The 25,442-nt window shown below is 71.2% G+C and carries 21 protein-coding genes; 15 read left to right on the forward strand and 6 right to left on the reverse strand.

The window, feature by feature from the left end:
- Positions 1-37: 37 nt before the first annotated feature.
- From RAN62_RS13215 to RAN62_RS13225, 3 genes are all read left to right on the forward strand, one after another.
- Entirely contained in the window at positions 38-1,588 is a 1,551-nt protein-coding gene (locus tag RAN62_RS13215) for a methyl-accepting chemotaxis protein (protein WP_305784889.1), read from the forward strand.
- Between the two features lie 99 nt (positions 1,589-1,687).
- Complete coding sequence (locus RAN62_RS13220; protein ID WP_305784890.1) at positions 1,688-2,431, forward strand: hydrolase; 744 nt, start codon at positions 1,688-1,690, stop codon at positions 2,429-2,431.
- Between the two features lie 79 nt (positions 2,432-2,510).
- On the forward strand, positions 2,511-3,338 hold the full coding sequence (locus tag RAN62_RS13225) for an SRPBCC family protein (protein ID WP_305784891.1): 828 nt from the start codon (positions 2,511-2,513) through the stop codon (positions 3,336-3,338).
- Between the two features lie 9 nt (positions 3,339-3,347).
- On the opposite strand, the gene RAN62_RS13230 is transcribed toward RAN62_RS13225, so the two are convergent.
- A complete protein-coding gene (locus RAN62_RS13230; RefSeq protein WP_305784892.1) occupies positions 3,348-5,174 on the reverse strand; it encodes a sensor histidine kinase in 1,827 nt (608 codons plus the stop codon).
- A 101-nt stretch (positions 5,175-5,275) separates the two neighbouring features.
- Positions 5,276-5,500 carry a DUF7455 domain-containing protein gene (locus tag RAN62_RS13235; protein WP_305784893.1) on the reverse strand — a complete coding sequence of 75 codons (225 nt, stop codon included), beginning with the start codon at positions 5,498-5,500 and terminating at the stop codon, positions 5,276-5,278.
- 236 nt (positions 5,501-5,736) lie between these two features.
- Between RAN62_RS13235 and RAN62_RS13240 the strand changes: the two genes are divergently transcribed.
- From RAN62_RS13240 to RAN62_RS13250, 3 genes are all read left to right on the forward strand, one after another.
- A complete protein-coding gene (locus tag RAN62_RS13240; protein WP_305784894.1) occupies positions 5,737-7,329 on the forward strand; it encodes a S8 family peptidase in 1,593 nt (530 codons plus the stop codon).
- Positions 7,330-7,407: 78 nt separating this feature from the next.
- Entirely contained in the window at positions 7,408-7,797 is a 390-nt protein-coding gene (locus RAN62_RS13245) for a response regulator (RefSeq protein WP_305784895.1), read from the forward strand.
- Between the two features lie 198 nt (positions 7,798-7,995).
- The gene (locus RAN62_RS13250) at positions 7,996-9,687 is read left to right on the forward strand and encodes a CBM96 family carbohydrate-binding protein (RefSeq protein ID WP_305784896.1); all 1,692 of its coding nucleotides are present in this window, start codon (positions 7,996-7,998) and stop codon (positions 9,685-9,687) included.
- Between the two features lie 18 nt (positions 9,688-9,705).
- Here the strand turns inward: RAN62_RS13250 and RAN62_RS13255 are convergent, their stop codons facing one another.
- Both RAN62_RS13255 and RAN62_RS13260 read right to left on the reverse strand, forming a co-directional pair.
- On the reverse strand, positions 9,706-10,461 hold the full coding sequence (locus tag RAN62_RS13255) for a class I SAM-dependent methyltransferase (protein WP_305784897.1): 756 nt from the start codon (positions 10,459-10,461) through the stop codon (positions 9,706-9,708).
- The gene (locus RAN62_RS13260; RefSeq protein ID WP_305784898.1) at positions 10,458-11,210 is read right to left on the reverse strand and encodes an SDR family NAD(P)-dependent oxidoreductase; all 753 of its coding nucleotides are present in this window, start codon (positions 11,208-11,210) and stop codon (positions 10,458-10,460) included. Before RAN62_RS13260 ends, RAN62_RS13255 begins: the two co-directional genes overlap by 4 nt.
- Positions 11,211-11,344: 134 nt before the next feature.
- On the opposite strand from RAN62_RS13260, the gene mshA reads away from it, so the two are divergent.
- The 7 genes from mshA to RAN62_RS13295 all read left to right on the forward strand — a co-directional run bounded on the left by mshA (position 11,345) and on the right by RAN62_RS13295 (position 20,783).
- Positions 11,345-12,637, forward strand: coding sequence for a D-inositol-3-phosphate glycosyltransferase (gene mshA, locus RAN62_RS13265; protein WP_305784899.1), 1,293 nt, complete (start codon positions 11,345-11,347; stop codon positions 12,635-12,637).
- Positions 12,631-13,155, forward strand: coding sequence for a type III secretion system chaperone family protein (locus tag RAN62_RS13270; protein WP_305784900.1), 525 nt, complete (start codon positions 12,631-12,633; stop codon positions 13,153-13,155). The genes mshA and RAN62_RS13270 overlap by 7 nt, the downstream gene beginning before the upstream one ends.
- A gap of 1 nt (position 13,156) precedes the next feature.
- The gene (locus tag RAN62_RS13275; RefSeq protein WP_305784901.1) at positions 13,157-14,083 is read left to right on the forward strand and encodes an RNA polymerase sigma factor; all 927 of its coding nucleotides are present in this window, start codon (positions 13,157-13,159) and stop codon (positions 14,081-14,083) included.
- Between the two features lie 4 nt (positions 14,084-14,087).
- On the forward strand, positions 14,088-14,909 hold the full coding sequence (locus RAN62_RS13280; RefSeq protein ID WP_305784902.1) for a GNAT family N-acetyltransferase: 822 nt from the start codon (positions 14,088-14,090) through the stop codon (positions 14,907-14,909).
- A complete protein-coding gene (locus RAN62_RS13285) occupies positions 14,869-16,122 on the forward strand; it encodes an MFS transporter (protein ID WP_369077165.1) in 1,254 nt (417 codons plus the stop codon). The genes RAN62_RS13280 and RAN62_RS13285 overlap by 41 nt, the downstream gene beginning before the upstream one ends.
- A gap of 345 nt (positions 16,123-16,467) precedes the next feature.
- Positions 16,468-19,296, forward strand: coding sequence for a methyl-accepting chemotaxis protein (locus RAN62_RS13290; protein ID WP_305784903.1), 2,829 nt, complete (start codon positions 16,468-16,470; stop codon positions 19,294-19,296).
- Positions 19,293-20,783, forward strand: coding sequence for a chemotaxis protein CheW (locus RAN62_RS13295; RefSeq protein WP_305784904.1), 1,491 nt, complete (start codon positions 19,293-19,295; stop codon positions 20,781-20,783). Before RAN62_RS13290 ends, RAN62_RS13295 begins: the two co-directional genes overlap by 4 nt.
- Here RAN62_RS13295 and RAN62_RS13300 read toward each other — a convergent pair.
- Entirely contained in the window at positions 20,746-22,044 is a 1,299-nt protein-coding gene (locus RAN62_RS13300) for an MDR family MFS transporter (protein ID WP_305784905.1), read from the reverse strand. The genes RAN62_RS13295 and RAN62_RS13300 overlap by 38 nt on opposite strands.
- 183 nt (positions 22,045-22,227) lie before the next feature.
- Here RAN62_RS13300 and RAN62_RS13305 point away from each other — a divergent pair, with 183 nt between their 5' ends.
- Positions 22,228-22,974 (forward strand): phosphoglyceromutase, encoded by a 747-nt coding sequence (locus RAN62_RS13305; protein ID WP_305784906.1) that lies wholly within the window; start codon positions 22,228-22,230, stop codon positions 22,972-22,974.
- Positions 22,975-23,277: 303 nt separating this feature from the next.
- On the opposite strand, the gene phoU is transcribed toward RAN62_RS13305, so the two are convergent.
- A complete protein-coding gene (gene phoU, locus RAN62_RS13310; RefSeq protein ID WP_305784907.1) occupies positions 23,278-23,931 on the reverse strand; it encodes a phosphate signaling complex protein PhoU in 654 nt (217 codons plus the stop codon).
- 218 nt (positions 23,932-24,149) lie between these two features.
- Between phoU and RAN62_RS13315 the strand changes: the two genes are divergently transcribed.
- On the forward strand, positions 24,150-25,439 hold the full coding sequence (locus RAN62_RS13315) for a sensor histidine kinase (protein WP_305785280.1): 1,290 nt from the start codon (positions 24,150-24,152) through the stop codon (positions 25,437-25,439).
- Positions 25,440-25,442 lie beyond the last annotated feature (3 nt).

Here is a 25,442-nt window from a genome sequence, read left to right on the forward strand (position 1 = left end):
GCCGGACAATGTCCGTAAAAGCCGCGAAGATGAAGGCATGTCACGACTGATGCAACTGGGAGTCGCGAAGCGGCTGGGTCTCATCGTGCTCTGCGGGACTCTCGGGCTGCTCGTGCTGGCGGTGGGCTCGTGGGTGTCGCAGGTCCAGCTCTCCGACCAGGCCGACCGGTTGCGCAATCTCGAGGCGGGCCTGGCCGCGCTCAACCACCTCGACACCCGGCAGAGCGAGCTCAAGGTCGACGCCTACCGCTCCGCGCTCAAGCAGGACGTGTCCCAGGACGTGTCGGACGACGTGACCTCGGCCAACGAGGCGGTGGCGGCGGTCGAGGCGGTGGACCTGCCCGCCGACCTCGAGGCCGAGTTCGCGGGGATCAAGGCTGACGTCGCCGACTTCGGCACCTTCATCAGCCAGTACGTCACCCAGTCGCTGAGCGGAACGCCCGGTGACACCGCCCAGATCGCCGAGCGCAACAGCGCCGTGGACGACAAGCTGGGCGCCCTGAACGAGAAGGTCGTCGCCGCGGCGGACCAGGAACGGGCGGACATGGACGCTGCGGTCGCCTCGGCGCACTGGGCGACGGTCGTCATCGTGGTGGTCTGCCTGGCCCTGCTGATCGGGCTGGCCGTGCCGCTGACCCGGTCGATCACCCGGCCGGTGGGGCGCCTGGCCGAGGTGGTCGCCGCGCTCGCGCAGGGTGACCTGACCCGGCGTACGGGGATCACCGGCCGCGACGAGGTGGGCCGGATGGCCGCGGGCATGGACGCCGCGCTCGACTCGATCCGTCAGTCCATGACCCGGATCGGCCAGAACTCTGACACGCTCGCCAGCGCCGCCACCGAGCTGTCCGCCGTGGCCGGCCAGATCGCCACCGCGGCCAGCGACACGGACCTGCGGACGACCTCCGCGTCGACCGAGGCGGACGAGATCTCGCGCAACGTGCAGACGGTCGCGGCGGGCTCCGAGGAGATGGGGCTGAGCATCCGGGAGATCTCGCGCAACACCAACGAGGCCGCGCAGATCGCCGCCTCCGCGGTGTCCGAGGCGGCCCGCGCCACCGAGACGATCCGGCAACTGGGGGAGTCCTCGGCCGAGATCGGCAACGTCATCAAGCTGATCACCTCGATCGCCGAGCAGACCAACCTGCTCGCCCTGAACGCCACCATCGAGGCGGCCCGGGCCGGGGACGCCGGCAAGGGCTTCGCCGTGGTCGCCTCCGAGGTCAAGGATCTGGCCCAGGAGACCGCCCGGGCGACCGAGGACATCGGCACCCGGGTCACCGCGATCCAGGCCGACACCCAGGGGGCGGTCGAGGTCATCAACCGGATCAGCGACGTCATCGCGCAGATCAACGACTTCCAGACGACGATCGCCAGCGCCGTCGAGGAGCAGACCGCCACGACCGGCGAGATGTCGCGCAGCATCGGCGAGGTGGCGGCGGGCAGCAGCCGGATCGCCAGCAACATCTCCGAGGTCTCGGCGGCCGGCGCCACCTCTCTGGAGGGCGTCACGCAGACGCGGCAGGCCAGCGACGAGGTGGCCCGCACGGCGGAGGAGCTGCGCACGCTCGTGGGCGCCTTCCGGCTTTAAACCGGACTGCACCTCGCCCGGCCCCGGTCCACAACACCGGGGCCGCACTGTATCCCCAGGACGAGAGGAGCTCGTCCGTCGCAACGTCGGGGAGACATCGTGGGTGCAGAGCGCGAGACGGTCATGGACGGCACCACCATCGCGGCCGGCCTGGATCTGCGGTCCGACGCGCACGTGCACACCGGCTTCGCCGCCGGCCGCGACAGTGTCGGCATGGTGGTCTCGGCCGCGGACCGCGCCGGGCTGAGCGCGCTGACCTTCGCCGACCAGGTCGGCCCCGACACGACCTGGCTGCCCGCCTATGCCGACTCGGTGCGCCGGGCCAGCCGCCGGACCGAGCTGACCCTGCGCGTCGGGGCCGAGGTCGAGGTGAGCCAGGCCGACGGGTGGCTGGCCTGGCCGGCCGACCTGGGCACCCTCGAGGTGGTCTCGGTGGCCGTCTCCAAGCTGCCGCTGGCCGACGGCCCGGCCGCCCCGCGCGAGGTGCGCGCCCTGCTCGCCGCCGGCCGGCTCACCCCGGACCAGGTGGCCGAGACCGTGGTCGCGACGACCGTCAAGGGCATCGAGCGCGCCTCCCGCTATGCCCCCGTGCAGCTGGCCCGCCCGCTCAGCCTGCTCGCCCAGGTCGGCATCGACGACGCGGCGATCGGCGCGGGCCTGATCGGCGAGCTTGCCGCCGCCTGTCGCGCCACCGGGACGGCCGTCGAGGTCAGCGAGGCGTGGCGCAGCCCGTCGCCACGTGTCGTCGCGCTGCTGCGGGAGTCCGGCGTGCCGCTGCTGGCCGCTAGCGACGCCCGGTACGCCGCCGAGGTCGGCCACTGGCAGTACCTGCGCCGCCTGTGAGAACGCGGGAATCCGAACGCGGATCGTAGTCGCATCCGTACTCTCGGTCATGCCAGCACTTCAGCATGGGAGAGATGCGATGAGTATGGTTCAGCAGGCCGTCGAGATCAGCGCACCGCTGCACACCGTGTACGAGCAGCTCGCGAACGTCGAGAACTACCCGCGCTTCATGACCGGGGTCCAGGAGGTCCGCCCGATCGGCCACGACCAGACCCACTGGGTCATGGACGTCGAGGGGCGCCGCCGCGAGTTCGACGCGCAGATCACCGAGCGCTCCCTCGACGAGCGGGTGTCGTGGTCGACGACGGAGGGCCCGCGGCTCGCCGAGACCCTCACGCTGCGGCCGGTGGGCGAGACCCGGACCCAGCTCGTCGCCCAGCTGGAGGCCGACGTCGCCTTCCTGCTCCCCAGCGACCGGCACGGCCCGGAGACGCTGAGCAAGCGGCTGCGCGCCGACCTCGACACCTTCAAGGGCCTCATCGAGACCGGCAAGCTCGGCGGCACCCTGGGCGGCGCCAGCTCCAAGCGGCTCGGCGGCGGCTTCGCCTCGCCGGCCTCGGTCGCCACGCGGGCCCGGAGCGGCCGCCCGCAGCCCGGCGCCGGCTGGGGCACGAGCGCCGGCGAGTTCAGCAACGCCAACCCGGACGGACTCGGCAAGCTGCGGCCCAACGCCGACACCGCCACCCTGGGTACGCCCAACGCCGGCACCAACGTCGACATCACCTCCGCGCCGGGCATCACGAGCGTGCACGACCTCGACGACGTGCTGGCCCCCGGGCGGCACATCGGGGGCGCCCCGGGCACCCGTCAGTCGACGGCCTCCGCCCGGATGGGCAGCCGCGCGACCAGCGTCCGGGACGCCCGGGGCGACGGCATCATCAACGAGCACGAGCGCGGCAGCGCCTGATCTGGAGCGTCACTGGCCGACCGGTCCGATCCGGTCGGTCAGCACCCGGCCCCGCGGGGAGGCGTCCTCCCACGTGGTGATCAGCCGGGCACCGTGGGGCTCGGACCGCTCGTAGCGGACCGAGCCCCCGTTCGCTTCCACCAGGTGCCGGACGATGAACAGCCCGAGGCCGGCGCCCCGCATGAACCGGTCGAAGAGGCTGGGCACGAGCTCCTCCGGGATGCCCGGCCCGCTGTCCTCGACGGTCAGCGTGACTATGTCGCCGTGGCGCTCGGCCTCCACCACGACCGGGCCTTCCCCGTACGCCAGGGCGTTGGCCACCAGGTTGCGGACCACGTGCCAGACATGTTGCCGGTCGGCGAGCGCGGAGATCTCCTCGCCGATCCGGAACTCGACGCCGGCGCTCGGGTTGACGTCGCAGGAGGCGTCCCGGGCGACCTCCAGCAGCGGCACCGGGGCCCGCCGGGCGGTGACCGCGCCGGTGTCCAGGCGGAAGAGCAGCTGCAGGTCGTTCATCATCTTGATGAGCCGGCGGGTGTTCTTGTCGATCTTCGTGGCCAGCTCGAGCCGGATGTCGTCGGGCAGGTCCGCCCAGTCGGCGTGCAGCAGCTCGGCCAGGCTGGCGATCGAGCTGATCGGCTGGGCGACGTCATGGGTCAGCATCGAGGTGAGGTCGTTCTTGAAGGCCAGCGCCGCCTCGAGCCGGGTGTTGGCCTCGCGCAGCGCGGCGTTTCCGGCCACCAGCTCGGCCGCCCGGGCACTGAGCTCGTCCTCGGTGCGCTTGCGGTCGGTGATGTCGACGTAGGTCGCCACGTAGCCCCGGGGGCGGCCGACGGCGTCGGGGATGGCGGCCATCGTGGCGAGCACCGGCACGTCGGTCCCGTCGGCGCGGCGTACCGTCCAGTCGCCCGTGCCCGGCGGGGGCAGGACCGGGGTGTCGCCGGGCGAGGTGTCGCCGGCCAGCTCGCGCCAGCGCCGGTTCGCGTCGATCACGCGGTGGTTGGCGTCGAGCACCAGGACGGCCTCGTGCATCGACTGCAGCAGCGTGTCGGCGAAGTCGCGGCGGTCGCGCAGCTCGGTCAGCAGCTCCCGTTGCTGCTGGTCGGCCCCGTCCAGCGAGCGTACGAGAAAACCGATCAGACCCAGTAGGGCGAGCGCGGTGAGGACGACACCGGTGCTGATCGCGGCGGCGGGGCGGCTGATGCCCGTACGCACGGCCAGCGCGCTGACCAGTGCGGCCAGCACGGGCAGCGCGACCACCACCGGCAGCGCCCGCCGCACCTTGACCCCCGGCGTGGGGCGGGCGTCGGTGCGCAGCGGTCCCGTCTCGGGCCGGGCCAGCAGCATGCCGACGGCGAGGATCAGCAGCGCGCACGCGTAGTAGGGCGGCATGACGCTGCCCGGCCCGCGGCCCTCGGGGAACGTCGGGGCGAACAGGCGTGGCACCAGCGCCACCAGGGCGATGATCGCGGTGCCGGCCAGCAGCGGATCGGCCACGCGATAGCGCACGCGGTCGCCGGGGCGGTGCACGCGGACATCGAGGCCGGCGAGGGCCAGGGCGGAGAGCATGATCGCCACGCCGGTCGCCGGGAGCCCGGGCAGGGTCACGGCGCCGAGCACGAAGGCCGCGGCGGCCAGCACGTACGTGATGCCGCGCCGCACCCGGGCCGGGCCCGGCGGGATCAGCAGCAACAAAGCGGGCCCGGCGGCCGCGAGCGCGGCAGCCGGGCTGCGAAGATCCGGACGGGCGAGGAGGCCCAGCGTGACGACGGTGACGCCGGCGCAGACGGCGAGGATCCGCGAGAGTCTGCCCGCATCACGTGCCGCGATCTGCACCCAGGTCCCCTGTTGTGCTCGAAATCCTCAATTCCGAGCATAAGGGAAAATCCGCCGCCTTCAGTCCCTTTTCGGCGCGGTGACCGGGGCGGGGGAAGGGGTCAGGCCGGGTGGGTCTGGCCCGCCCACTCGAAGCCCTCTTCCATGGTGACCTTGGTGGCCACCGAGGCGAGCGGCGCGGCGTGCTTGTTGGCGTGGTGCCCGCAGAAGGCCAGGCTGCCCCCGCTGGCGAGGGTGAGCTCCAGCTTGGCGGCCGCACCGCAGCTGTCGCAGCGCTCGGTCAGCGAGTCCGCGGTGACGATCTCGGGCGACAGCAGGCTGGTCATGGCGCTCTCCTTGCTCCGTGGCGGTGCGGCGTTCCTGACGGAGGGTAGTTCGGCCCCGCCAGGAGGCGACTTAGGCATCGTGCCCCCGATCGGGGGCCCTGCAACCCAGGCGCAACCGTTGCGGTCCCGGTGTGGCTCTGTGCCGACCCCATTGTTTCCCCTCGAAGCCACCGACATGCCCGGGCCCCCGGGTGATGTTCGTCGCCGGTGGCCCCGACGAGGAGGAACCCTTTCCGATGACGACCCACAACGACGGCCGGCGCCGCGCTGCGCGCCTCGCGCTGACCGCCGGGATCGCCACGGTGGCGGCGGTGACCGGAGTTTCCGGCACGGCCTTCGCCGGCACCCCCGGTGCGCTGCCTCTCGGCACCGTCCGGGCGGCGAGCGCGGGAGCCATCACCGACAGTTACATCGTCGTGCTGAAGTCGGCCGCGCCCGCCGAGGTGCCCGCGACCGCCGAGGCGTTGACCGACCACTACGGCGGCGAGGTGGCGCAGGGCTTCTCCGCGACGGTCCGCGGCTTCCAGGCCGGCATGACGGCCCTGGAGGCGCGCCGGCTGGCCGCCAGCCCCGAGGTCGCCTATGTCGAGCAGGACGCGACCGTGCGTCTCGCCGACCTGTCGACCCAGGAGAACCCGACGTGGGGCCTCGACCGGATCGACCAGAAGACGCTGCCGCTGTCGAAGACCTACACCTACCGGCCGGCGTCGGACGTCACGGCGTACGTGCTGGACACCGGCATCCGGATCTCGCACAGCGAGTTCGGCGGGCGGGCCTCGAACGGCCGGGACTTCATCGACAACGACGCCGTCGCCCAGGACTGCAACGGCCACGGTACGCACGTCGCCGGGACGATCGGCGGCAAGACCTACGGCGTCGCCAAGGACGTCAAGCTCGTCGCCGTCCGGGTGCTGGACTGCGAGGGCGTCGGCTCGTACTCGGCGATCATCGCGGGCATCGACTGGGTGACCAGGAACGCCATGCTGCCCGCCGTGGCCAACATGAGCGTGGGCGGCACGGCCAGCTCGGCCCTGAACGCCGCCGTGGCCAAGTCCATCGCCGCCGGCGTCACCTACGCGGTCGCCGCGGGCAACGACAACAAGAACGCGTGCGGCTACTCGCCGGCCTCCGCGGCCGACGCGATCACGGTCGGGGCCACCGACAGCGCCGACACCCGCGCCTCCTTCTCCAACTACGGCAAGTGCCTGGACATCTTCGCGCCCGGCGTGAAGATCACCTCGGCCGGCTACAAGTCCGACACGGCCACGGCCGTGATGAGCGGCACCTCCATGGCCACCCCGCACGTCGCCGGCGCGGCCGCCCTGGTCGCCGCGGCCCACCCGGGCTGGACGCCGGCCCAGATCACCGCGGCGCTGCTCGCCAACGCCACCCCGAGCAAGGTCAAGAGCCCGGGCAGCGGGTCCGTGAACAAGCTGCTCTGGACCGGCTTCCTCAACACCGAGTCGGCCGGCACGACCACGCACTGCGGGCCGTTCACCGTGGGCACCGACAAGAAGATCGCCAAGAAGGGTACGGCCACCAGCGCCAAGAAGGTGACCGGCTGCACCGGCACGGCCTCCGCCACGTCCTCCGTGACGATCACGGTCAAGCACGGCTACCGGGGTTCGCTCGTGGTCACGCTGATCGACCCGGCCGGGAAGGCGCACGTCCTCAAGAAGGCCAGCAAGTCGGACAAGGCGGCCAACTTCTCGCAGACCCTGCCGATCAACCTGTCCGGGGTGTCCCGCAACGGAAAGTGGACACTGACGGTCAAGGACACCTACGGCACCACCACCGGCACCCTGGACAAGTGGAAGCTGACCCTCTGATCCCCGCGAACCGCCTCGCGCGGCGGAAACCGCCGTTAGCGTGAGTCGCGAAACGTCATACCGCCGGGGGAGGGACTCATGCCGGAGGCAGCGCAGGCGGAACGCCCGACAGTCCTCGTCGTCGACGACGAGGAGGACCTGCGGGACATCATGCGGCGGATGCTGGAACGCCGGGGCTTCTCGACCCTGGTGGCCGGCGACGCCGAGGAGGCCGTGGGCCTGTGCCGGGACCACGCCGGCCCGATCGACGTGCTGGTCACCGATCTCGGTCTGCCCGGCGTCTCCGGGGGCGACCTCGCCCGCGGGGCCGCCGACCTGCGGCCGGACCTGGGCATCATCTACATCTCGGGGCTGCCCAAGGACATCGCGGTGACCAAGGGCCTGATCACCGAGGACGCCCTGCTGGTGAAGAAGCCGTTCACCTCCGACCTGCTGCTCGACGCGCTGCGGCTGGTCCTTTCCGAATAGCTTTCCGCTCTCTTCTCCGAACGCCGCCGGGTCTTTACCCGGCGGCGTTCTGTTGTCTTCGCACCATCCGTGCCTTCCGTCTCCCGCGCCCTTTCCGTGGCGGCACCTCAAGTGCACCTCAACGTGCTCCGCCGTCGCACCCGCCGCTCAAGAACCTGAATGTCAGACAGCAATCCACTGACATGCGGGGAGAATCGGGTGAGGGGCAAGCGGGGGAAGATCGGAGTCGCGCTGACGGGTGTCGTCGCGGCCGGCGCGGGGTTGACCCTCACCGGTACGGCCCACGCGGCCACGACGTCCGAGACCGTGAGCGTGGCGAGCAGCGACGACGCGTACACGTCGAGCACGCGCAAGACCGTCAACTTCGGCTCGGCCGACAAGCTCGTCGTCGGCAAGGAGTCGGGGGAGACGCGGCTGTCCTATGTGAAGTTCGCGCCGAAGCTCGCCGCCGGCGCCACGGTGACGGGGGCCGAGCTGCGCCTGCCGCTGGACAGCAAGCCGGCCGAGTCGGCGCTGACCCTCTACGCCGTGCCGGGCGCCTGGACCCAGAAGACGATCACCGCGGCGAACGCGCCGGCGCTGGGCAAAGCCGTCGGCTCGATCAAGCCGAAGGCCAGTGACACCGCGCTGACGTTCGATCTGTCGAAGGTCGTGACGAAGGGCGGGACGTACGCGTTCGCGCTCAAGTCGGCGTCGACGTCGGCGGTGACGCGCATCCGGGCGCTGGAGTACGGGGACGCGAAGTCCGGCGGGCCCGAGTTGCGCCTGACCGTCCGCCGCGCCGTCCCCACCAAGGCGCCTTCTTCGTCGCCCTCGTCGGCTCCTACCACCGCGCCCACCAAGGCGCCCACCTCCGCGCCTTCTTCTCCCTCATCGACGCCGACCAAGGCCCCCACCACTGCGCCTTCTTCTTCTCCCTCGTCGGCGCCGACCACTTCGGCGCCGGCGGCTTGCACGACGGGCGCGCTGCTGGTGCCGACCTGTGGCGTGCTGTGGGGCGCGGCGGCGGGCGGCTTCACCGACACGCCGCGTGACCAGGCGCTCAAGGACTGGGAGACGCTCACCGGCCGGACGGCGGCGATCTACCACACGTACCACAAGGGTGATGAGCAGTTCCCGACCAAGGCCGAGATCGCGATGACCCAGGACCCGGCCAGGCCCCGGGTGCTGCTCCTCAACTGGAAGGTCGCGTACAACTCGACCTGGGCCAAGGTCGCCGCCGGCGAGCAGGACAAGCGCATCGACACCTGGTCCGCGTACGTGAAGAAGAACTACGGCACGCAGAAGTTCTTCCTCGCCCTGCACCACGAGCCCGAGAACGACGTCGACGCGACGGCCGGCTCCGGCATGACCGCCAAGGACTACGCGGCCATGTACCGCCACGTCATCACCCGCCTGCGCGCCAACGGCGTGACCAACGCGGTGAACGTCCTCGCCTACATGGGCAACGAGAAGTGGATGGCCCAGTCCTGGTGGAAGGACCTCTACCCGGGCGACGACGTCGTCGACTGGATCGGCCTCGACTCCTACGTCAGCGTCGAGAAGGGCTACTACCACTACGGCGACATGGGCGACATCCTCGACCGGCGGCCCACCGGCGGCGGCCTCGGCTGGTACGACTGGGCCACCACCACCCACCCGGCCAAGCCCATCATGGTCGCCGAGTGGGGCATGTACCACCGCCGCGCCGTGGTCACCGACAAGTCGGCCGCCTTCGCCTCGGTCCTCCCCGAGCTCAAGGCCCACCCCAAGGTCAAGGCCATCGTCTACTTCGACACCGCCAGCGACGACGAGGGCGACCGCGACATCTCGGTCAACAGCTCCCCCGCCAGCCTGGCCGCCTTCAAGCAGCTGGCCGCCGACCCGATCTTCAACGTGACCCTCAAGTAGAGCCAGGCGCCCTGGCCTTCACTCCACCGAGGACCAGGGCACCGTCAGCTCGCCGCGGCGCCAGCGGGCCGGGCCGTCCAGCACCGGCCATGACGCGCGGAAGCGGTCGACCGTGGCGAGCCACCGCTGGCGCACCCCGAAGGGCGTCGCGCTCGCGTCCCAGGCCGCGCCCAGCGTCGTGAGCAGCTCGTACACTCGTGACCCGGGCACGTTGTGGTGGATCAGCGCCTTGGGCAGCCGCTCCGCGAAGGTCGCGGGGTGGTCGAGCGCCGCGAGGCGGGCCGACAGGGTGAGTGACGATGGGCCCGACGGTGTCACGACTGCCCACGTGGCGATGCGGCCCAGTTCGTCGCACGTGCCCTCGATCAGCAGGGCGCCGGTCGCCGTCATGGTGCGCCAGGCGTCGGCGACGGAGGTTTCGTCGTACTGGCGGAGGACGTTGAAGGCGCGGACCACGTCCGGGGCGAGGCCGGCCAGCTCGAAGCCGCCCCGGTGGAAGGTGAGCAGCGGCGGGTCGGCGTGGGGCTGCGCGGCTGCCACCCGTACGGGATCGATCTCGAGGCCGGCCACCGCGATGTCGGACCGGACCGCGGCCGCGAGCCGGGACCGCAGCTCGATCGCCGTGATCGGCGTCGCGCCGTAGCCCAGGTCCACGACCAGCGGCCGGTCGGACGATCGCAGAAGGTCGCCGCAGCGGTACGCGATGTAGTTGTCGACTCGTCGCAGGCGGTTGGGGTTCGTGGTGCCGCGTGTGATCGAGCCGACCGGTCTCATGCGGAGCGGATGACCTTGTGCTGGGCCGCCTGGGCGATCGGGCGGACCACGAGCCGGTCGATGTTGACGTGCTGGGGGCGGGTGGCGGCCCAGGCGATGCAGTCCGCGATGTCGTCGGCGACCAGCGGCTCGGCGACGCCCGCGTAGACGGCGTCGGCCTTGGCCTGGTCGCCGAAGCGGTTGAGGGAGAACTCCTCGGTGTGCACCATGCCGGGGTCGATCTCGACGACCCGGACCGGCTTGCCCGCGAGCTCGAGCCGCAGCGTGCCGACCAGGGCGGTCTGGCCGTGCTTGGCGGCCACATAACCGCCGCCGCCCTCGTAGGCCGTGAACGCGGCCGTCGACCCGACCGTGATCACCGTGCCCGCGCCGCTCGCCTCGAGCGCCGGGAGCAGGGCCTGGGTGACGCGCAGGGTGCCGAGGACATTGACGTCGTACATCCACTGCCAGTCGGCGACCGATCCGCTCGCCACCGGGTCCATCCCACGGGCGCCGCCCGCGTTGTTGACCAGCAACGAGACCGGACCGTCGATGGCGACGGCCAGCGAAGCCACCGATGAGTCGGACGTCACATCACACGCGACGGCGGTGGCACTCGAAGCGCCCACTTCCTTGACGAAGGCTTCGAGCCGATCCGTACGCCGAGCGGCCGCAATCACGTGGAAACCCTCTGTGACCAGGCGCCGCGCGGTGGCCGCCCCGATTCCGCTCGACGCGCCCGTGACCACGGCGATCCTCTTCTGCACCATGCCCTGAATCCTGCCTCATGACGTGAGTCACCCCGGCGGCTCCGGATGGGGATTCGGAACCGTTCGACGGGGAAGATGAACGACGGCGTAAAAGTTGCACGTTACGTTTTTGCCGGCAGCGAAGGGATCATCAGGTGGCAGAGCTCCGCTGGCCCACTCCGCGGCGTCTCGCCACCCTCTCGGTGCACACCTCCCCGCTGGAGCAACCGGGCACGGGCGACGCCGGCGGCATGAATGTCTACATCGTCGAGGTCTCCAAGCGGCTGGCCGAGCGCGGGGTCGAGGTCGAGATCTTCACCCGGGCCACATCGAGCGAGCTGCCGCCGTGCGTCGAGATGGCGCCCGGAGTCACCGTGCGGCATGTCACCGCGGGGCCGTTCGAGGGCCTGTCGAAGGAGGAGCTGCCTTCGCAGCTGTGCGCCTTCACCAACGGCGTGCTGCGCGCGGAGGCCGTCCACCCGCCGGGCTGGTACGACGTGATCCACTCCCACTACTGGATGTCCGGTCAGGTCGGCTGGCTGGCCCGGGAGCGCTGGGGCGTGCCGCACGTGCACACCGCGCACACTCTGGCCAAGGTGAAGAACAGGTTCATCGCCGCGGGCGACCGGCCCGAGCCCAAGGCCCGCGTCATCGGCGAGGAGCAGGTGATCGCCGAGTCGGACCGGCTCGTGGCCAACACCCGCTTCGAGGCGCAGGACCTCGTCACCTGCTACGACGCCGACCCCACCCGCCTGACGGTGGTCCAGCCCGGGGTGGATCTCGGCCGGTTCCAGCCTCGGGGCGACAAGCGGCAGGACCGCCGCCGCCTCGGCCTCCCCGAGCACGGGCAGATCGTCGCCTTCGTCGGCCGCATCCAGCCGCTCAAGGGCCCCGACGTGCTGATCCGCGCGCTGGCCGCCGAGCCCCTGCGCGACGCGGACGTCACGGTCGTCATCTGCGGCGGTCCGAGCGGCAGCGGGCTCGACCGGCCCACGTCCCTGATCGAGCTGGCCGCCTCGCTCGGCGTCTCGGAGAAGGTGCGGTTCCTGCCCCCGCAGACCGGCGGGGCGCTCCCGGCGCTCTACCGGGCCGCGGATCTGGTCGCGGTGCCCTCGCACAACGAGTCGTTCGGCCTGGTCGCGGTCGAGGCGCAGGCGTGCGGCACCCCGGTGGTCGCGGCGGCGGTCGGCGGGCTGGTCACGGCGGTCACCGACGGGGTGAGCGGCCTGCTGGTCGACGGGCACGACCCGGCGCGGTGGGCGCGGGCGCTCGGGTGCCTGCTCGACGATCCGGGACGCCGGCTGCGGCTCGCGCAGGGCGCTGTCCGGCACGCCGCGAACTTCTCCTGGGACCGGACGGCCGACAGTCTGCTGGCCGTCTACACCGAGGCGGTCGCGGAGCATCGGGCTCTCATCGCCTCCCGGCTGGCAGGATCGTACTCATGGTGACGGAGATCGGCGCCCTGATCGAGCGGGTGTGCGCGGAGCGCGAGCTGCCGTGCGAGGCGACCGGCGACTCGTCGTGGGTCGTCACGCTGCCGGGCACGCACAAGCTCAAGACCGCCTGCAACCTCATCGTCGGCGAGCACGCCCTGCGCGTCGAGGCGTTCGTCATGCGCCACCCCGACGAGCGCCGTGAGGACGTGTGGGCCTGGCTGCTGCGGCGCAACGCCCGTATGTACGGGGTCGCGTTCTCGATCGACACGGCCGGCGACATCTATCTCACGGGCCGGGTCCGCCTCGCCGGGCTCGACGAGGACGAGCTCGACCGGCTGCTCGGCTCGGTGCTCACCTATGCCGACGAGTCCTTCGACCAGCTGCTGGAGATCGGCTTCGGCACGGCGATCCGGCGCGAGTGGGAGTGGCGGGCCAAGCGGGGCGAGTCCCTGGCCAACCTCCAGGCCTTCGCCCACTTCGCCGATCCGGCGGCGGGGGACAAAGGCGACGAAGGCGGAGAAGCGGTCTGACGTGGACGCGGTCCTCGCGCGCGACGCCCAGGCCGGCGACATCTCCGCGCTGGGCCTGCTGCTGGCCCGGCACCGCCCGGCCATGTACGCCGTCGCGCTGAGCCTGCTCGGCCGCCCCCACGACGCCGAGGACGCGGTGCAGGAAGCCGCCCTGATCGCCGTACGCCGCATAGGTGACCTGCGCGACAACGCCGCCGCCGGCCCGTGGCTCAAGGCCGTCACCCGCAACGTCTGCCGCGCCCAGCTGCGCCGCCCGTCGCCGGTGCCCGCCGAGCTTCCGCCGCTGCCGGACGGCCGTCCCGGGCCCGAGGAGCAGCTGGACCGGCTCGCGCTCGGCGACTGGGTGTGGCAGGCCGTGGGCCGGTTGAGCCCGGCCCTGCGCGAGGTCGTGCTGCTGCGCCACTTCACCGGCGTCACCCGCTACGACGACATAGCGGCGATCTGCGGCCTGCCCGTCGGCACCGTCCGCAGCCGGCTGAGCCAGGCCCGGGCCAAGCTGGCCGAGGCCCTGACCGCGACCGCCGACACCACGCACGACGACCACGCCGGGCAGCGCGCGGCCCGGCGCACCGAGGCGGAGCAGTTCTTCGGGGAGATCCGGGCGGGCCGCGGCAGCCGGGCCTTCCGGGAGTTCTACGCCCCGGCGGTCGAGAGCTTCTGGCCCACCGGCAAGCGCCGCAGCGGCGTCGCGCCCCTGGTGGAGATCATGGACCGGGACCTGTCGGACGGCGTCCGGCAGTTCGTGACCGGTGTCGCCGCAGCGCCCGGGCTGCTGATCTGGGAGGCCGAGGCGGTGAATCCGCCGGACGACCCGGAGCATTGCCCGCCCACGATCGTCTGGATGCACACCGTCTCGGGCGGCCGGATGAGCCGGCTGCGAATTTTTCATCAGCGCGAGCGAACCTTTTCCGGCGCCGCCGCATCGTGACGGCATGAGCATTTCTGCCGATCACCTCACCGGCCCGTGCGAGAGCATCGAGGCCGGGTTCATGGAAGCCTACGAGTCCGGCACCCCGGCGAGCGCCGCGGCGGAGCTGGGAATCACCACCCGGCGCCTCGGCGGGGGCGTCGCCCTGGCCATGCGGCACGATCCCACCGGCTACTGGAGCAAGGCGCTCGGCTTCGGCGTCACCGAACCGGTCACCGACAAGCTCGTCGGCGAGCTGGTCGAGCACTACCGGGAGCACGGCAACGACCGCGCGGTGATCCAGATCGCGCCGGCGCTGCTGCCGGCGGACTGGGACGAGATCGCCCGGCGGCACGGGCTGCGGCGCGGCGCCACCTGGGTCAAGCTCGGCGCCCGGCCCGAGGAGGTGGGAACGGCACCGACCGGCCTGCGGGTCGGCCCGGCGACCGCCGAGCACGCCCGGGCCTGGGCGGAGCTGGTGCTGGGAGCGTTCGGGATGCCGCTCGGCCCCCTGACCGAGATGTTGATCGGGTCGTTCGACGATCCCGGCTTCCACCCCTTCGGCGCCTGGGACGGCGATCGACTCGTCGGGGCGGGAAACCTGTACGTCCACGACGGCGTGGCCTCGCTGAACACCGGCGCCACCCATCCCGGCTTCCGTGGCCGCGGTGCTCAGTCGGCCCTGATCGGCGTCCGGGCCGCCAAGGCGCGAGAGCTCGGGTGCCCCTGGATCTTCACCGAGACGGGACTGCCGGCGGAGGGCACGAACAACCCGTCGCTGGACAACATGCGGCGACTCGGGCTGCGTGACCTCTATCACCGCGACAACTGGATCTGGGACCGGTAGGACTGTAAGGGTAGTTATCAATAAGGAGGCGGCCCTACCCGCCACGTACTGGTACCTGTGGACCGGGCTGCTGATCAACCGGCTCGGCGGGTTCGCGGTCCTGTTCCTGTCCCTCTATCTCACGGCGCAGCGCGGGGCGAGTCCCGCGCTCGCCGGGTTGATCGCCGGCGCGTACGGCATCGGGGGCGTGGGCGGCACGCTGCTGGGCGGCGTCCTCACCGACCGGTGGGGCCGCCGCCCGACGCTGCTCGCCGCCCACTTCGGTGCGGCGGCCCTGCTGGTGGCCCTGGCGCTGACCACCAGCCTGCCGGTCATCGCGGGCCTGACACTGCTGCTCGGCGTCGTCCACGCCGCGCCGCAGCCCGCGTTCGTGGCGGCGATCATCGACGTGGTGCCGCCCGAGCTCCGGTCGCGCGCGTTCAACCTGCAGTTCTGGGCGTTCAACCTGGGGCTGGCCGGGGCGTCGCTGCTCGCCGGGCTGCTGGCGAGCTGGAGCTATTCCGGCATGTTCCTGCTGGACGCCGGCTCGACGCTGGTGACCGCCCTCCTCCTGCTGTGGAAGGTGCGGGAAACCCGGCGCCCGGCGCGGGCACCGATGGCGAAGGGGTTGAGCGTCCCGCTCACCGACCGGATCTTCCTCGTCTTCGTCGGCCTGACCCTGCTGCAGGCGCTGCTCTACAGCCAGACGAACACGATCATCCCGCTGGCCATCGCCGCGGACGGGCTCGACCCGAGGGTGTACGGCCTGGTCACCGCCCTGAGCGGCACGATGATCGCGGTCGGGCAGCTCCTCGTGCCGAGACTGATCGACGGCCGGCGCAAGGACCGGGTGCTCGCCGCGGCGCTCGCCGTCATGGCGGCCGGCTTCGCGCTCGTGACCTGGGCCGACGGCGCCGTCCTCTATCTCGTGGCGGCGGCGGTCTGGACGGTGGGCTCGATGCTCGCCGCCCCGCCCAACGCCGAGATCAACTCGGAGCTGGCCCCGGCCGAGCTGCGCGGGCGCTATCAGGCGGTCTTCTTCCTGACCTTCCCCGCGGCGTCCTTCCTGGCCCCGGCCCTCGGCGGCGCCGGGCTGCAGGCCTTCGGCGCGGGCCACTGGCTGATCGTCGCCGGAGTGGGCCTGGCCGGAGCCGTGCTGCACCTGGTGGCCGGGCCGGCCCGGGAAAGAAGGGTGATTGGCACCGGCGGCGGCGGACGACACCCATCCCCATAGGCGTCGCCCGCCTGAACCGCCGGTCTCGGGTCGCGCCGTCCCCCAACGGCTGATGCCACCCGTCCCCGGACGCCGGTCCGCGGCGGCCCCGCGAGGGGGCCCACCCGTTCCCCGAACTGACGGCTCGGCGTCCATCGACCACGCTAGTTGGGGTAGTCAAGCCTTACAAGCCACTTGCCTGTCTGCCATCTGTCTGAACCGTCACAGGCGGCAACTTCGGCCTCACGGATGAGGGCGAACTCGCCCGGAAGGCCAATTCCGGGCGAACCTCAAGGCTGGCTCAGGAAGTGACGGAACCGGCCGAACAGGGGGTCTGAAGGCCCGAACGACAGCCGGAGGATTCGTATGGCCCAGCCCGCCAGCTCGTTCGAGATGGAACCCGCACTGGCCCGGGCCTCGCTGGAGCTGCTGCTGCACGAGCGGATCCTCGCGACGGTCAATGCCCGTACGGGCAACGTGCTCTCGGCGAACGAACGCTTCTTCGACCTGATCGGCCGGGACAAGGCCGACGTGATCGGGAAGCGGCTGAGTGAGATCTGGAACACCTCCGCCGCGGCGATCGACCGGTTGCTGGATGCCGCCCGCGGTGGCGAGTACCTCGAGCAGGTCGTCGAGATCATCGACAGCGCCGACCGGCACAAGTGGCTGCGGCTCAACTGCGGGCCCGTTCCGACCGACGCGGCCGAGGGCTACGTCGTCCTGGTGACCGGCTACAACATCACCGAGGACCGGCGGCAGGTCACCGAGCTCAAGGGCAAGTACGCGGCCATCGACCGCTCGCAGGCCGTGATCGAGTTCGACCTCGAGGGCGTCATCCTCTCGGCCAACGAGAACTTCCTGGAGCTGATGGGCTACGCCCTCGGCGACCTGGTCGGCCAGCACCACCGGATCCTGTGCGAGGAGCGCTACGCCGAGAGCCAGGAGTACGCCCAGTTCTGGGAGCGGCTGCGCGTCGGCGAGGCCGAGACCGGCGAGTTCAAGCGGCTCGGGCGGGGCGGGCGCGAGGTGTGGATCCGGGCCACGTACAACCCGATCTTCAACCTGGACGGCCGGCCGTACAAGATCGTCAAGTACGCGATGGACGTCACCGAGACCAAGCTGCGCAACGCCGAGTACGAGGGCAAGGTCAACGCCATCGGCCGGTCGCAGGCGGTCATCGAGTTCGACCTGTCGGGCCTGATCCTCAACGCCAACCAGAACTTCCTCAACACGATGGGCTACACGCTCGACGAGGTGATCGGGCAGCACCACCGGATGTTCGTGGAGGAGAACGAGGCGCGCGGCGCCCAGTACCGCAACTTCTGGCAGGCGCTGTCCCGCGGCGAGTACGAGTCCGGCGAGTACAAGCGCGTGGCGAAGGGTGGCCGGGAGATCTGGCTGCAGGCCACGTACAACCCGATCTTCGACCTGGACGGCCGGCCGTACAAGATCGTCAAGTACGCCACCGAGATCACCGAGGCCAAGTCGCGCAGCGCCGAGTACGTCGGCAAGGTCACCGCGATCGGCCGGGCGCAGGCGGTCGTGGAGTTCGACCTCGACGGCCGGATCCTCGACGCCAATGACAATTTCCTCGAGGTCGTGGGGTACAAGCTCGACGAGGTACGCGGCCAGCACCACCGCATCTTCATGGAGGCGGAGGCGGCCCGGAGCCCCGAGTACGCGCGCTTCTGGGAGCGCCTGAGCCGCGGCGAGTACGAGTCCGGCGAGTACAAGCGGATCGGCAAGGGCGGCAAGGAGGTGTGGCTGCTCGCCTCCTACAACCCGATCTTCGACATGGACGGCCGGCCGTTCAAGGTCGTCAAGTACGCCACCGACGTCACCGAGGGCAAGCTGCGCAACGCCGAGTACGAGGGCAAGGTGTCCGCGATCGGCCGGGCGCAGGCGGTCGTGGAGTTCGACCTGCAGGGCCGGGTGCTCAGCGCCAACCGCAACTTCCTCGACGCCGTCGGCTATCCGCTGGAGGAGGTCAAGGGCCAGCACCACCGCATGTTCGTCACCAAGGAGGAGGCGAGCAGCACCGATTATCTCGCCTTCTGGGAGAAGCTGTCCCGCGGCGAGTTCGACGCCGGGGAGTACAAGCGGGTGGCCAAGGGCGGCCGGGAGATCTATCTGCAGGCGACCTACAACCCGATCCTCGATCTGGACGGGCGGCCCTACAAGGTCGTCAAGTACGCCTCCGACATCACCGCCGCCAAGCTGCGCAACGCCGAGTACGAGGGCAAGGACCAGGCCATCAACCGGGCGCAGGCGGTCATCGAGTTCGACCTCGAGGGCACCATCCTCTCGGTGAACGAGAACTTCCAGCGTACGGTCGGCTACTCCGCCCGCGAGCTGATCGGCCAGCACCACAGCATGCTCTGCTCCGGCGACTACGTGACGTCGGCCGAGTACAGGGACTTCTGGCTGCGGCTGCGCAAGGGCGAGTACCTCACCGGCCGGTTCCACCGGATCGGCAAGTTCGGACGCGACGTGTGGATCCAGGCCACGTACAACCCGATCTTCGACATGCAGGGCCGGCCCTTCAAGGTCGTCAAGTACGCCCACGACATCACCGACCAGGTCCAGCTGGAGCAGCTGCTCTCCAAGAAGACCCGGGAGATGAGCGACTCGATCAACTCGCTGACCGGGTCGATCGACGAGATCGTGGTGAGCGCCCAGCAGGCCAGCAGCCTGGCCGGCGAGACCCAGCAGAACGCCCAGGAGGGCTACGAGGAGCTGCGCAAGTCCATCGAGGCGATCGACCTGATCGAGAAGTCGTCGGACCAGATCGCGGCTATCGTCAACGTCATCGGCGAGATCGCCAGCCAGACCAACCTGCTCGCCTTCAACGCCTCGATCGAGGCGGCGCGGGCCGGTGAGCACGGCGTCGGCTTCTCGGTCGTGGCGGGCGAGGTGCGCAAGCTGGCCGAGCGCTCGAGCGAGGCGGCCCGCGAGATCACCACGCTGATCCACGAGTCGGCGCAGCGGGTCGGGCAGGGGTCGACCGTCTCGCACCGGGCCCAGGCGGCCTTCGGGCAGATCCTCAAGAGCGTCGCGTCGACCAGCGAGTCGATCAAGCGCATCGCCGACTCGACCCAGCTCCAGCAGTCCGCGTCCCGCTCGGTCAACCAGCTGATCAACGACCTCATCGGCACCGACGCCGCCATGGCGCCGGAGGGCGGCAGCGCCCGGTGAGCACCGAAGCGCTCTACGGGGTCTTCCACACCGGGCACGTGCGGGTGGCGCTGCCGCTCGACGAGCTGCGTGAGGTCATCATGCGGCCGCCGAGCTTCAGCAAGCTGCCCACCACGGCCGAAGGGCTGCTCGGGGCGGTCAACCTGCGCCACATCGTCATCCCGGTGCTCGACCTGTGCCGGCTCGCGGGCTACGCGAACGACGACGACCGGAACGGCAAGGTCATCGTCATCGTCGGCCTCGGCCAGGGCGAGCAGATGTTCGGGCTGCTGGCCGAGGAGATCGAGGGCGTCGCGAAGATCCCGCGGGAGGCGCTGCAGCAGACCACGGTCGCCGGCGGCCGGCCGGCGCTGTTCTCGCACACGTTCGAGCGCCCCGAGGACGGCGAGGTGGTGTCGCTGCTCGACGCCCACGCGATCACCGAGCTGCCGGGCGTACCAGTCGTGCGCGACACCGTCAGCCGCACGGCGATCACCGGCGCGGGGGAGAACACCAAGGACAATTCCCGGCGTACGGTCCTCCTGTTGCGTTGCGGCCCGATCGGACTGTGCATCGACGTCGGCCACGTCTACTCGGTGATCCCGCAACTCACCCTCCACCCGTCGCCGCTGGACGGGGTCACCTGCCGGGGCGTGGTGCACCTGCACGACAAGGCGGTGCCGGCCGTCGACCCGTTGAAGCTGCTCGGGCTGGGCTCGGTGCCGGACGACGGGAACCTGCGCGGGCTCGTGATCGCCATGCCCCGGGGCCTCGTGGTGCTGACCGTGTCGGACATCGCGGACATCACGTCCGTACCGGTGGGGGAGGTTCTGCCGTTGCCTCCCGTCGGCATGCGCAAGGACGGGTTCCTCACCGGCGTGCTCCGGACCGCGGAAGGTGACCAGCACCTGTTGCTCGACGGGGAGGCGTTGCGGGCGGACGCCGAGCTGGACACGCTCGGCAGTCTGGGCGTACCTCTGGCGGGGTCTGCCCCACCGCCCGCGTCGGTGGCCGCCGCCTCCCGGGAGAAGGTCACCGGGCCGGAGGGCCGGCGGGTCGTGCCCAGCGTGCGCAAGTTCCTGACCTACAGCGTGGGGATGGAGGCGGCGACGCCGCTGGCGCAGATCACCGAGATCCTGCCCTATCCGCAGCACGCGATCGGGCTGGACAGCGGGGGTGCGCTGCTCGGCGTCTTCACCCACCGCAAGCTGTCCGTGCCGCTGCTCTCGCTGCCGGCGCTGCTCGGCATCCACGACGCGCCCGATCCGGCGACCGCGCGGGTGCTGCTGATCGACGCGCCCAGCGGCGAGCTGCTCGGCTTCGTCGTGCCGGCCCTGCACGCGATCGAGGACTCGGTCTGGGAGGAGAGCGACCGCGAGGACACCGGCGACCCGGGCGCGCTGCTGCAGCGGGGCCCGCTGGTGAAGATCGGCTCCGAGGCTCAGGGGCGGCTGCTGCCGAACATCGACCTCAGCGCGCTGGCCGCCGCGGAGCTGTCGGTGGCGTGACGTCCTCGTCGTGCCGTGTCTCGGTCGACGTCGGCGACTTGGTGAGCGTCGGGGACACGCGCAGCTCGGACGCTCTTCGCTCGCGGGCCGGGCCGGAGATCAGCTGGCCGGCCGCCACGATCACGCCGAGCACCGCGCACGACAGCCAGAGCACCGTGCTGCCCGCGTGCTCCTGGGCGAACCCGCCCACGACCGGGGCGAGCGCACCGCCCGCCGACCACGACAGCGAGCTGACGCCCTGGTAGCGGCCGCGCAGCAGCGACGGGGACAGCTCCGCGACCAGCGCCGAGTTGGACGGGCTCTGCAGCATCTCGCCCAAGGTCCACACGACCACCGTGAAGACGTAGAAGCCCACCGAGCCGCCCGCGAAGGCGTTGAGACCGAAGCCGATCCCGAGGATCAGCGTCGCCAGCGCCAGCACGCGCGACCGGTCGTAGCCCTCGATGAGCTTCGGGACGAACAGCTGCCCGGCGACGATCATCAGCCCGTTGACCGCGATCACCCAGCCGAAGGTCGCCGCGCCGAGGCCGTCCTCGGCCATCGCGATGGGCAGCGTCGTCTGGTGCTGCATGACGACCAGGACGATGAGGAAGTTCAGCGCCAGGAAGCTGACGAACACGCGGTCGCGGAAGACCGTACCGAGGCCCGGGCCGTTTCTCCGGGCCTTCCGGGCGCGTACGGCAGGCCGCGTCTCACGCAGGAAGACCAGGGTCACGACGGCGGTGACCAGCGTCGTGCCCGCGTCGATCACGAAGAGCAGCAGATAGTCGGCCTGCGCGGCGACGCCCGCGAGCACGGCCGAGGCGGCGAACCCGAGGTTGACCGCCCAGTAGTTCAGCGAGAACGCCCGGACCCGGTCGCGGTCGGGCACCACGTCGATCATCATCGCCTGGAAGGCCGGGCGGACCCCCTCGGCGAACATGCCCAGCAGCAGCGTGCAGACCAGCAGCTGCCAGAAGCCGTGCGCGAAGCCGAGCGTCAGCATCAGCGCCGCCGCCCCGAACTGCGCGGTCAGCATGGTCGGCCGGCGCCCCCAGCGGTCCGAGAGCACCCCGCCGGCCAGCGTGCCCAGGCCGCCGCCGACGCCCCACGCGCCGATCACCAGGCCGGCCTTGCTGGTGCTCAGGCCGACGTCCTGGGTCAGATAGATCGCCAGGTAGATGAGGACGAACGAGCCCAGCCGATTGATCAGCGTGCCGCCCCAGAGGAACCAGAACTGCCGGGGCAGACCGCCCGCCGCCTCCCGCAACCACCCGCGCACGCTTCCGCCCCCATGTGTAAGCACTGATCATGTCCGCCGCACTTACAACCTAGGGGACCGCCCGGGCGCGGCGCATCGGGATGTCAACGTGTCGGACGCCACCCTCGCGGCCGCCTTTCCACGGTGTGGTCCGGGCCGCGGGGTCGGCGGACGTCCGGGCCCGGGCTGGGGCAGGATGGGGTCATGACTGGGACCCTTGTGCTGCTGCGCCACGGCGAGAGCGAGTGGAACGCCAAGAACCTCTTCACCGGCTGGGTCGACGTCGACCTCAACGCCAAGGGGGAGACAGAGGCCCGGCGCGGCGGTGAGCTGCTGAAGGAGCACGGGCTGCTGCCCGACGTCGTGCACACCAGCGTGCTGCGCCGCGCGATCCGCACCAGCGAGATCGCCCTGCACACCGCCGACCGGCACTGGATCCCGGTCAAGCGGCACTGGCGCCTCAACGAGCGCCACTACGGTGCCCTGCAGGGCAAGGACAAGAAGCAGACCCTCGAGGAGTTCGGCGAGGAGCAGTTCATGCTCTGGCGCCGGTCCTACGACGTCCCGCCGCCCCCGATCGACGACAACGACGAATACTCCCAGTTCACCGACGCGCGCTACGCCGCCCTGCCGCCGGAGCTGAAGCCGCGCTCCGAGTGCCTCAAGGACGTCCTGCTGCGCGCCCTGCCCTACTGGTACGACCAGATCGTCCCGGACCTGCGCGCCGGCAAGACGGTCCTCGTCGCCGCCCACGGCAACTCGCTGCGCGCCATCATCAAGCACCTGGACCAGATCTCCGACGAGGCCATCGCCAAGCTGAACGTCCCCACGGGCATCCCGCTGCGCTACGACCTCGACGACAACCTCACCCCCACCACCCCCGGCGGCGCCTACCTCGACCCCGAAACGGCCAAGGAAGCCGCCGCCGCGGTCGCCAACCAGGGCCGCTGACCCACGACGTCATCCACACCGGGCGGTCATCCACCGGCCGCCCGGCCGGGTCGTGGCTGCGTGCGAGACGCCCTGCTCCCCAGCCCTGAACACCTCGCTGCCGCGGCCGCCGAACTCAACGGCCGGCCACGGATCACCCTCGGCTGGGAACCCCCGCCGAACGCCTGGTTGAACTCCTCGACCAAGACGCTGGTGCAACGCCCCTCTGAAACCACGGAGGGCGGGCTGGGCGAGTCGGCGAAAAGGCCGGGATGCCCCCGTGGCATCCCGGCCTTCTCCTCACCCCTGAGAAGTGCGTGCGGCTCAGTCCTGCAGGTCGACCGGCGTGCCCGTGATCAGGTAGATCATCTGCTCGCCGGAGTTGACGGCGTGGTCGGCGTAGCGCTCGTAGAAGCGGCCGAGCAGGGCGCCGTCGATGGCGGTCTCGGCGCCGTAGGGCCAGTCGTCCGCGAGCATGATCTTGAAGAGATCGCGCTCGAGGTCGTCCATGGCGTCGTCGTCCTTCTCCAGCTCCGCGGCGAGCTCGGCGCTGGGGTTGGCCAGGACGGTGATCATTTTGTCGGCCATCCGGTCGGCGACCTCGGCCATCTGCTGGAAGACCGGGCGCAGCTCGGCCGGGACGGCCGGCGACGGGTGGCGGCGCAGGGCCGTCTTGGCGACGTGCTCGGCGAGGTCGCCCATGCGCTCGATGTCGGCGGAGATGTGCAGGGCGGTGATGACCATCCGCAGGTCGGAGGCCACCGGGGCCTGGCGGGCAATGGTGTCGGCGACCTTCAGCTCGACCTGGCTGTAGATCTCGTCGACCTCGGCGTCGCGGGCGAGCACCCCCTCGGCGGCTTCCCGGTCGGCGGTCAGCAGGGCGCTCGTCGCCTTGCGCAGCGCGGCACGGACGGCCTCCGCCATGGTCACCAGCAGGCGGCTGACCTCGTCGAGGTCCGCCTGAAATCCTTCGCGCATGATTACGTCCCGGGTTGGTAGGGCCGCCGCACCTTCTCGCCGGCAGCCGTGATGAGCAAGCTTGCCAGGGCTACGGTAGGAGTGCCCGGCGGCCTCGGCGTGAACGCCGGTGAACGACGCCGGACCGAGTGATGAACATTCCTCGAAGCGCGCCGGATATGTCCGTTTAGCCTTAGGGTCCAGGTAAACAATGACCCTACGATCGCTGCGTGGACACGGTGACCGGCATCCTTCTCCTCCTCATCGGCCTCGCCGTCGGCGTGGTGGCGGGGTTCCTGGTGTCCCGTCGCCGGTCGTCCGGAGCTGGCATCTCGTCCGGCCCCTCCGCGGCCGGACCGAGCGAGGGGGGTCGCAAGATCGACACGGACGAGGGGCCGGGCAAGACCGGGCTCAAGGGCCTCGGTCGCAAGAGCCTGGACTCACTGCGGGTCGGCGTGGTCGTCCTCGACGGCGACGACGAGCCCGTCCTGGTCAACCCGGCCGCCCGGGCGATGGGCCTGCTGCGCTCCGGTGGGGCGCCCGGCACGATCGCGGCGCACCCCATCCTGCGCACGCTCGCGGGCCAGGTGCGGCGCACCGGCGTACGCCGGGAAGTGGAACTTGATCTGCCCCGCGGCCGGGCCGGCAGCGCCAGCGCGCCGCTCGGCCTGCACCTGCGGGCGGTGGCGCTGAACTCGACCCACGTGGCCGTCGAGGCGGCCGACGTGACCGAGTCGCACCGGCTGGCCCGGGTGCGGCGCGACTTCGTGGCCAACGTGAGCCATGAGCTCAAGACCCCGATCGGCGCCCTGCAGCTGCTGGCCGAGGCGCTGCTCGACGCCACCGAGCTGCCCTCCGCCGAGCTCGGCGAGCAGTCCGAGGACCTGATCGCCGCCCGGCGCTTCGCCGACCGCATCCACCACGAGTCCGCCCGGATGGGCCGGCTCGTCAACGAGCTGCTCGAGCTGACCCGCCTGCAGGGCGCCGAGCCGCTGCCCACCCCCGAGCCGGTCGCCCTCGACTGGGTCATCGCCGAGGTCATCGACCGCACCCGCACCACGTCCTCGGCGAAGAACATCGAGGTCTCCTACGCCGGGCCCAAGGGCGCGACGGTCTACGGCAGCGACAGCCAGATCGCCACCGCGGTGACCAACCTCGTGGAGAACGCCATCGCGTACTCGGGCGAGGACACGCGGGTGTCCCTGACCATGCGCCAGGACGACGACTTCATCGAGATCGACGTGACCGACCAGGGCATCGGCATCGCCCCGCACGACGTCGACCGCATCTTCGAGCGGTTCTACCGGGCCGACCAGGCGCGATCCCGCTCCACCGGCGGCACCGGCCTCGGCCTCGCCATCGTCAAGCACATCGCCACCAACCACGGCGGCCGCGTCGAGGTGTCCAGCAAGCTCGGCGGTGGCTCGACGTTCACCTTGCGCCTACCGGCGCGACCCCCGGAAACCCCGCTGCCGTTACCGGCCGCGATTGAGATCGAGTCCGGCGCGGCCGGACTTCCCTCGGCCTGACGG

The sequence above is a fragment of the Symbioplanes lichenis genome, from assembly GCF_030709675.1.
GTDB lineage: Bacteria > Actinomycetota > Actinomycetes > Mycobacteriales > Micromonosporaceae > Actinoplanes > Actinoplanes lichenis.

Excerpts from the sequence above, each read along its gene's own strand:
- RAN62_RS13215 (WP_305784889.1), top strand. The coding sequence starts at position 38 with ATGTCACGACTGATGCAACTGGGAGTCGCGAAGCGGCTGGGTCTCATC.
- RAN62_RS13225 (WP_305784891.1), top strand. The coding sequence starts at position 2,511 with ATGAGTATGGTTCAGCAGGCCGTCGAGATCAGCGCACCGCTGCACACC.
- RAN62_RS13235 (WP_305784893.1), bottom strand. The coding sequence starts at position 5,500 with ATGACCAGCCTGCTGTCGCCCGAGATCGTCACCGCGGACTCGCTGACC.
- RAN62_RS13240 (WP_305784894.1), top strand. The coding sequence starts at position 5,737 with ATGACGACCCACAACGACGGCCGGCGCCGCGCTGCGCGCCTCGCGCTG.
- RAN62_RS13245 (WP_305784895.1), top strand. The coding sequence starts at position 7,408 with ATGCCGGAGGCAGCGCAGGCGGAACGCCCGACAGTCCTCGTCGTCGAC.
- RAN62_RS13255 (WP_305784897.1), bottom strand. The coding sequence starts at position 10,461 with ATGAGACCGGTCGGCTCGATCACACGCGGCACCACGAACCCCAACCGC.
- RAN62_RS13260 (WP_305784898.1), bottom strand. The coding sequence starts at position 11,210 with ATGGTGCAGAAGAGGATCGCCGTGGTCACGGGCGCGTCGAGCGGAATC.
- RAN62_RS13270 (WP_305784900.1), top strand. The coding sequence starts at position 12,631 with ATGGTGACGGAGATCGGCGCCCTGATCGAGCGGGTGTGCGCGGAGCGC.
- RAN62_RS13280 (WP_305784902.1), top strand. The coding sequence starts at position 14,088 with ATGAGCATTTCTGCCGATCACCTCACCGGCCCGTGCGAGAGCATCGAG.
- RAN62_RS13290 (WP_305784903.1), top strand. The coding sequence starts at position 16,468 with ATGGCCCAGCCCGCCAGCTCGTTCGAGATGGAACCCGCACTGGCCCGG.
- RAN62_RS13305 (WP_305784906.1), top strand. The coding sequence starts at position 22,228 with ATGACTGGGACCCTTGTGCTGCTGCGCCACGGCGAGAGCGAGTGGAAC.
- phoU (WP_305784907.1), bottom strand. The coding sequence starts at position 23,931 with ATGCGCGAAGGATTTCAGGCGGACCTCGACGAGGTCAGCCGCCTGCTG.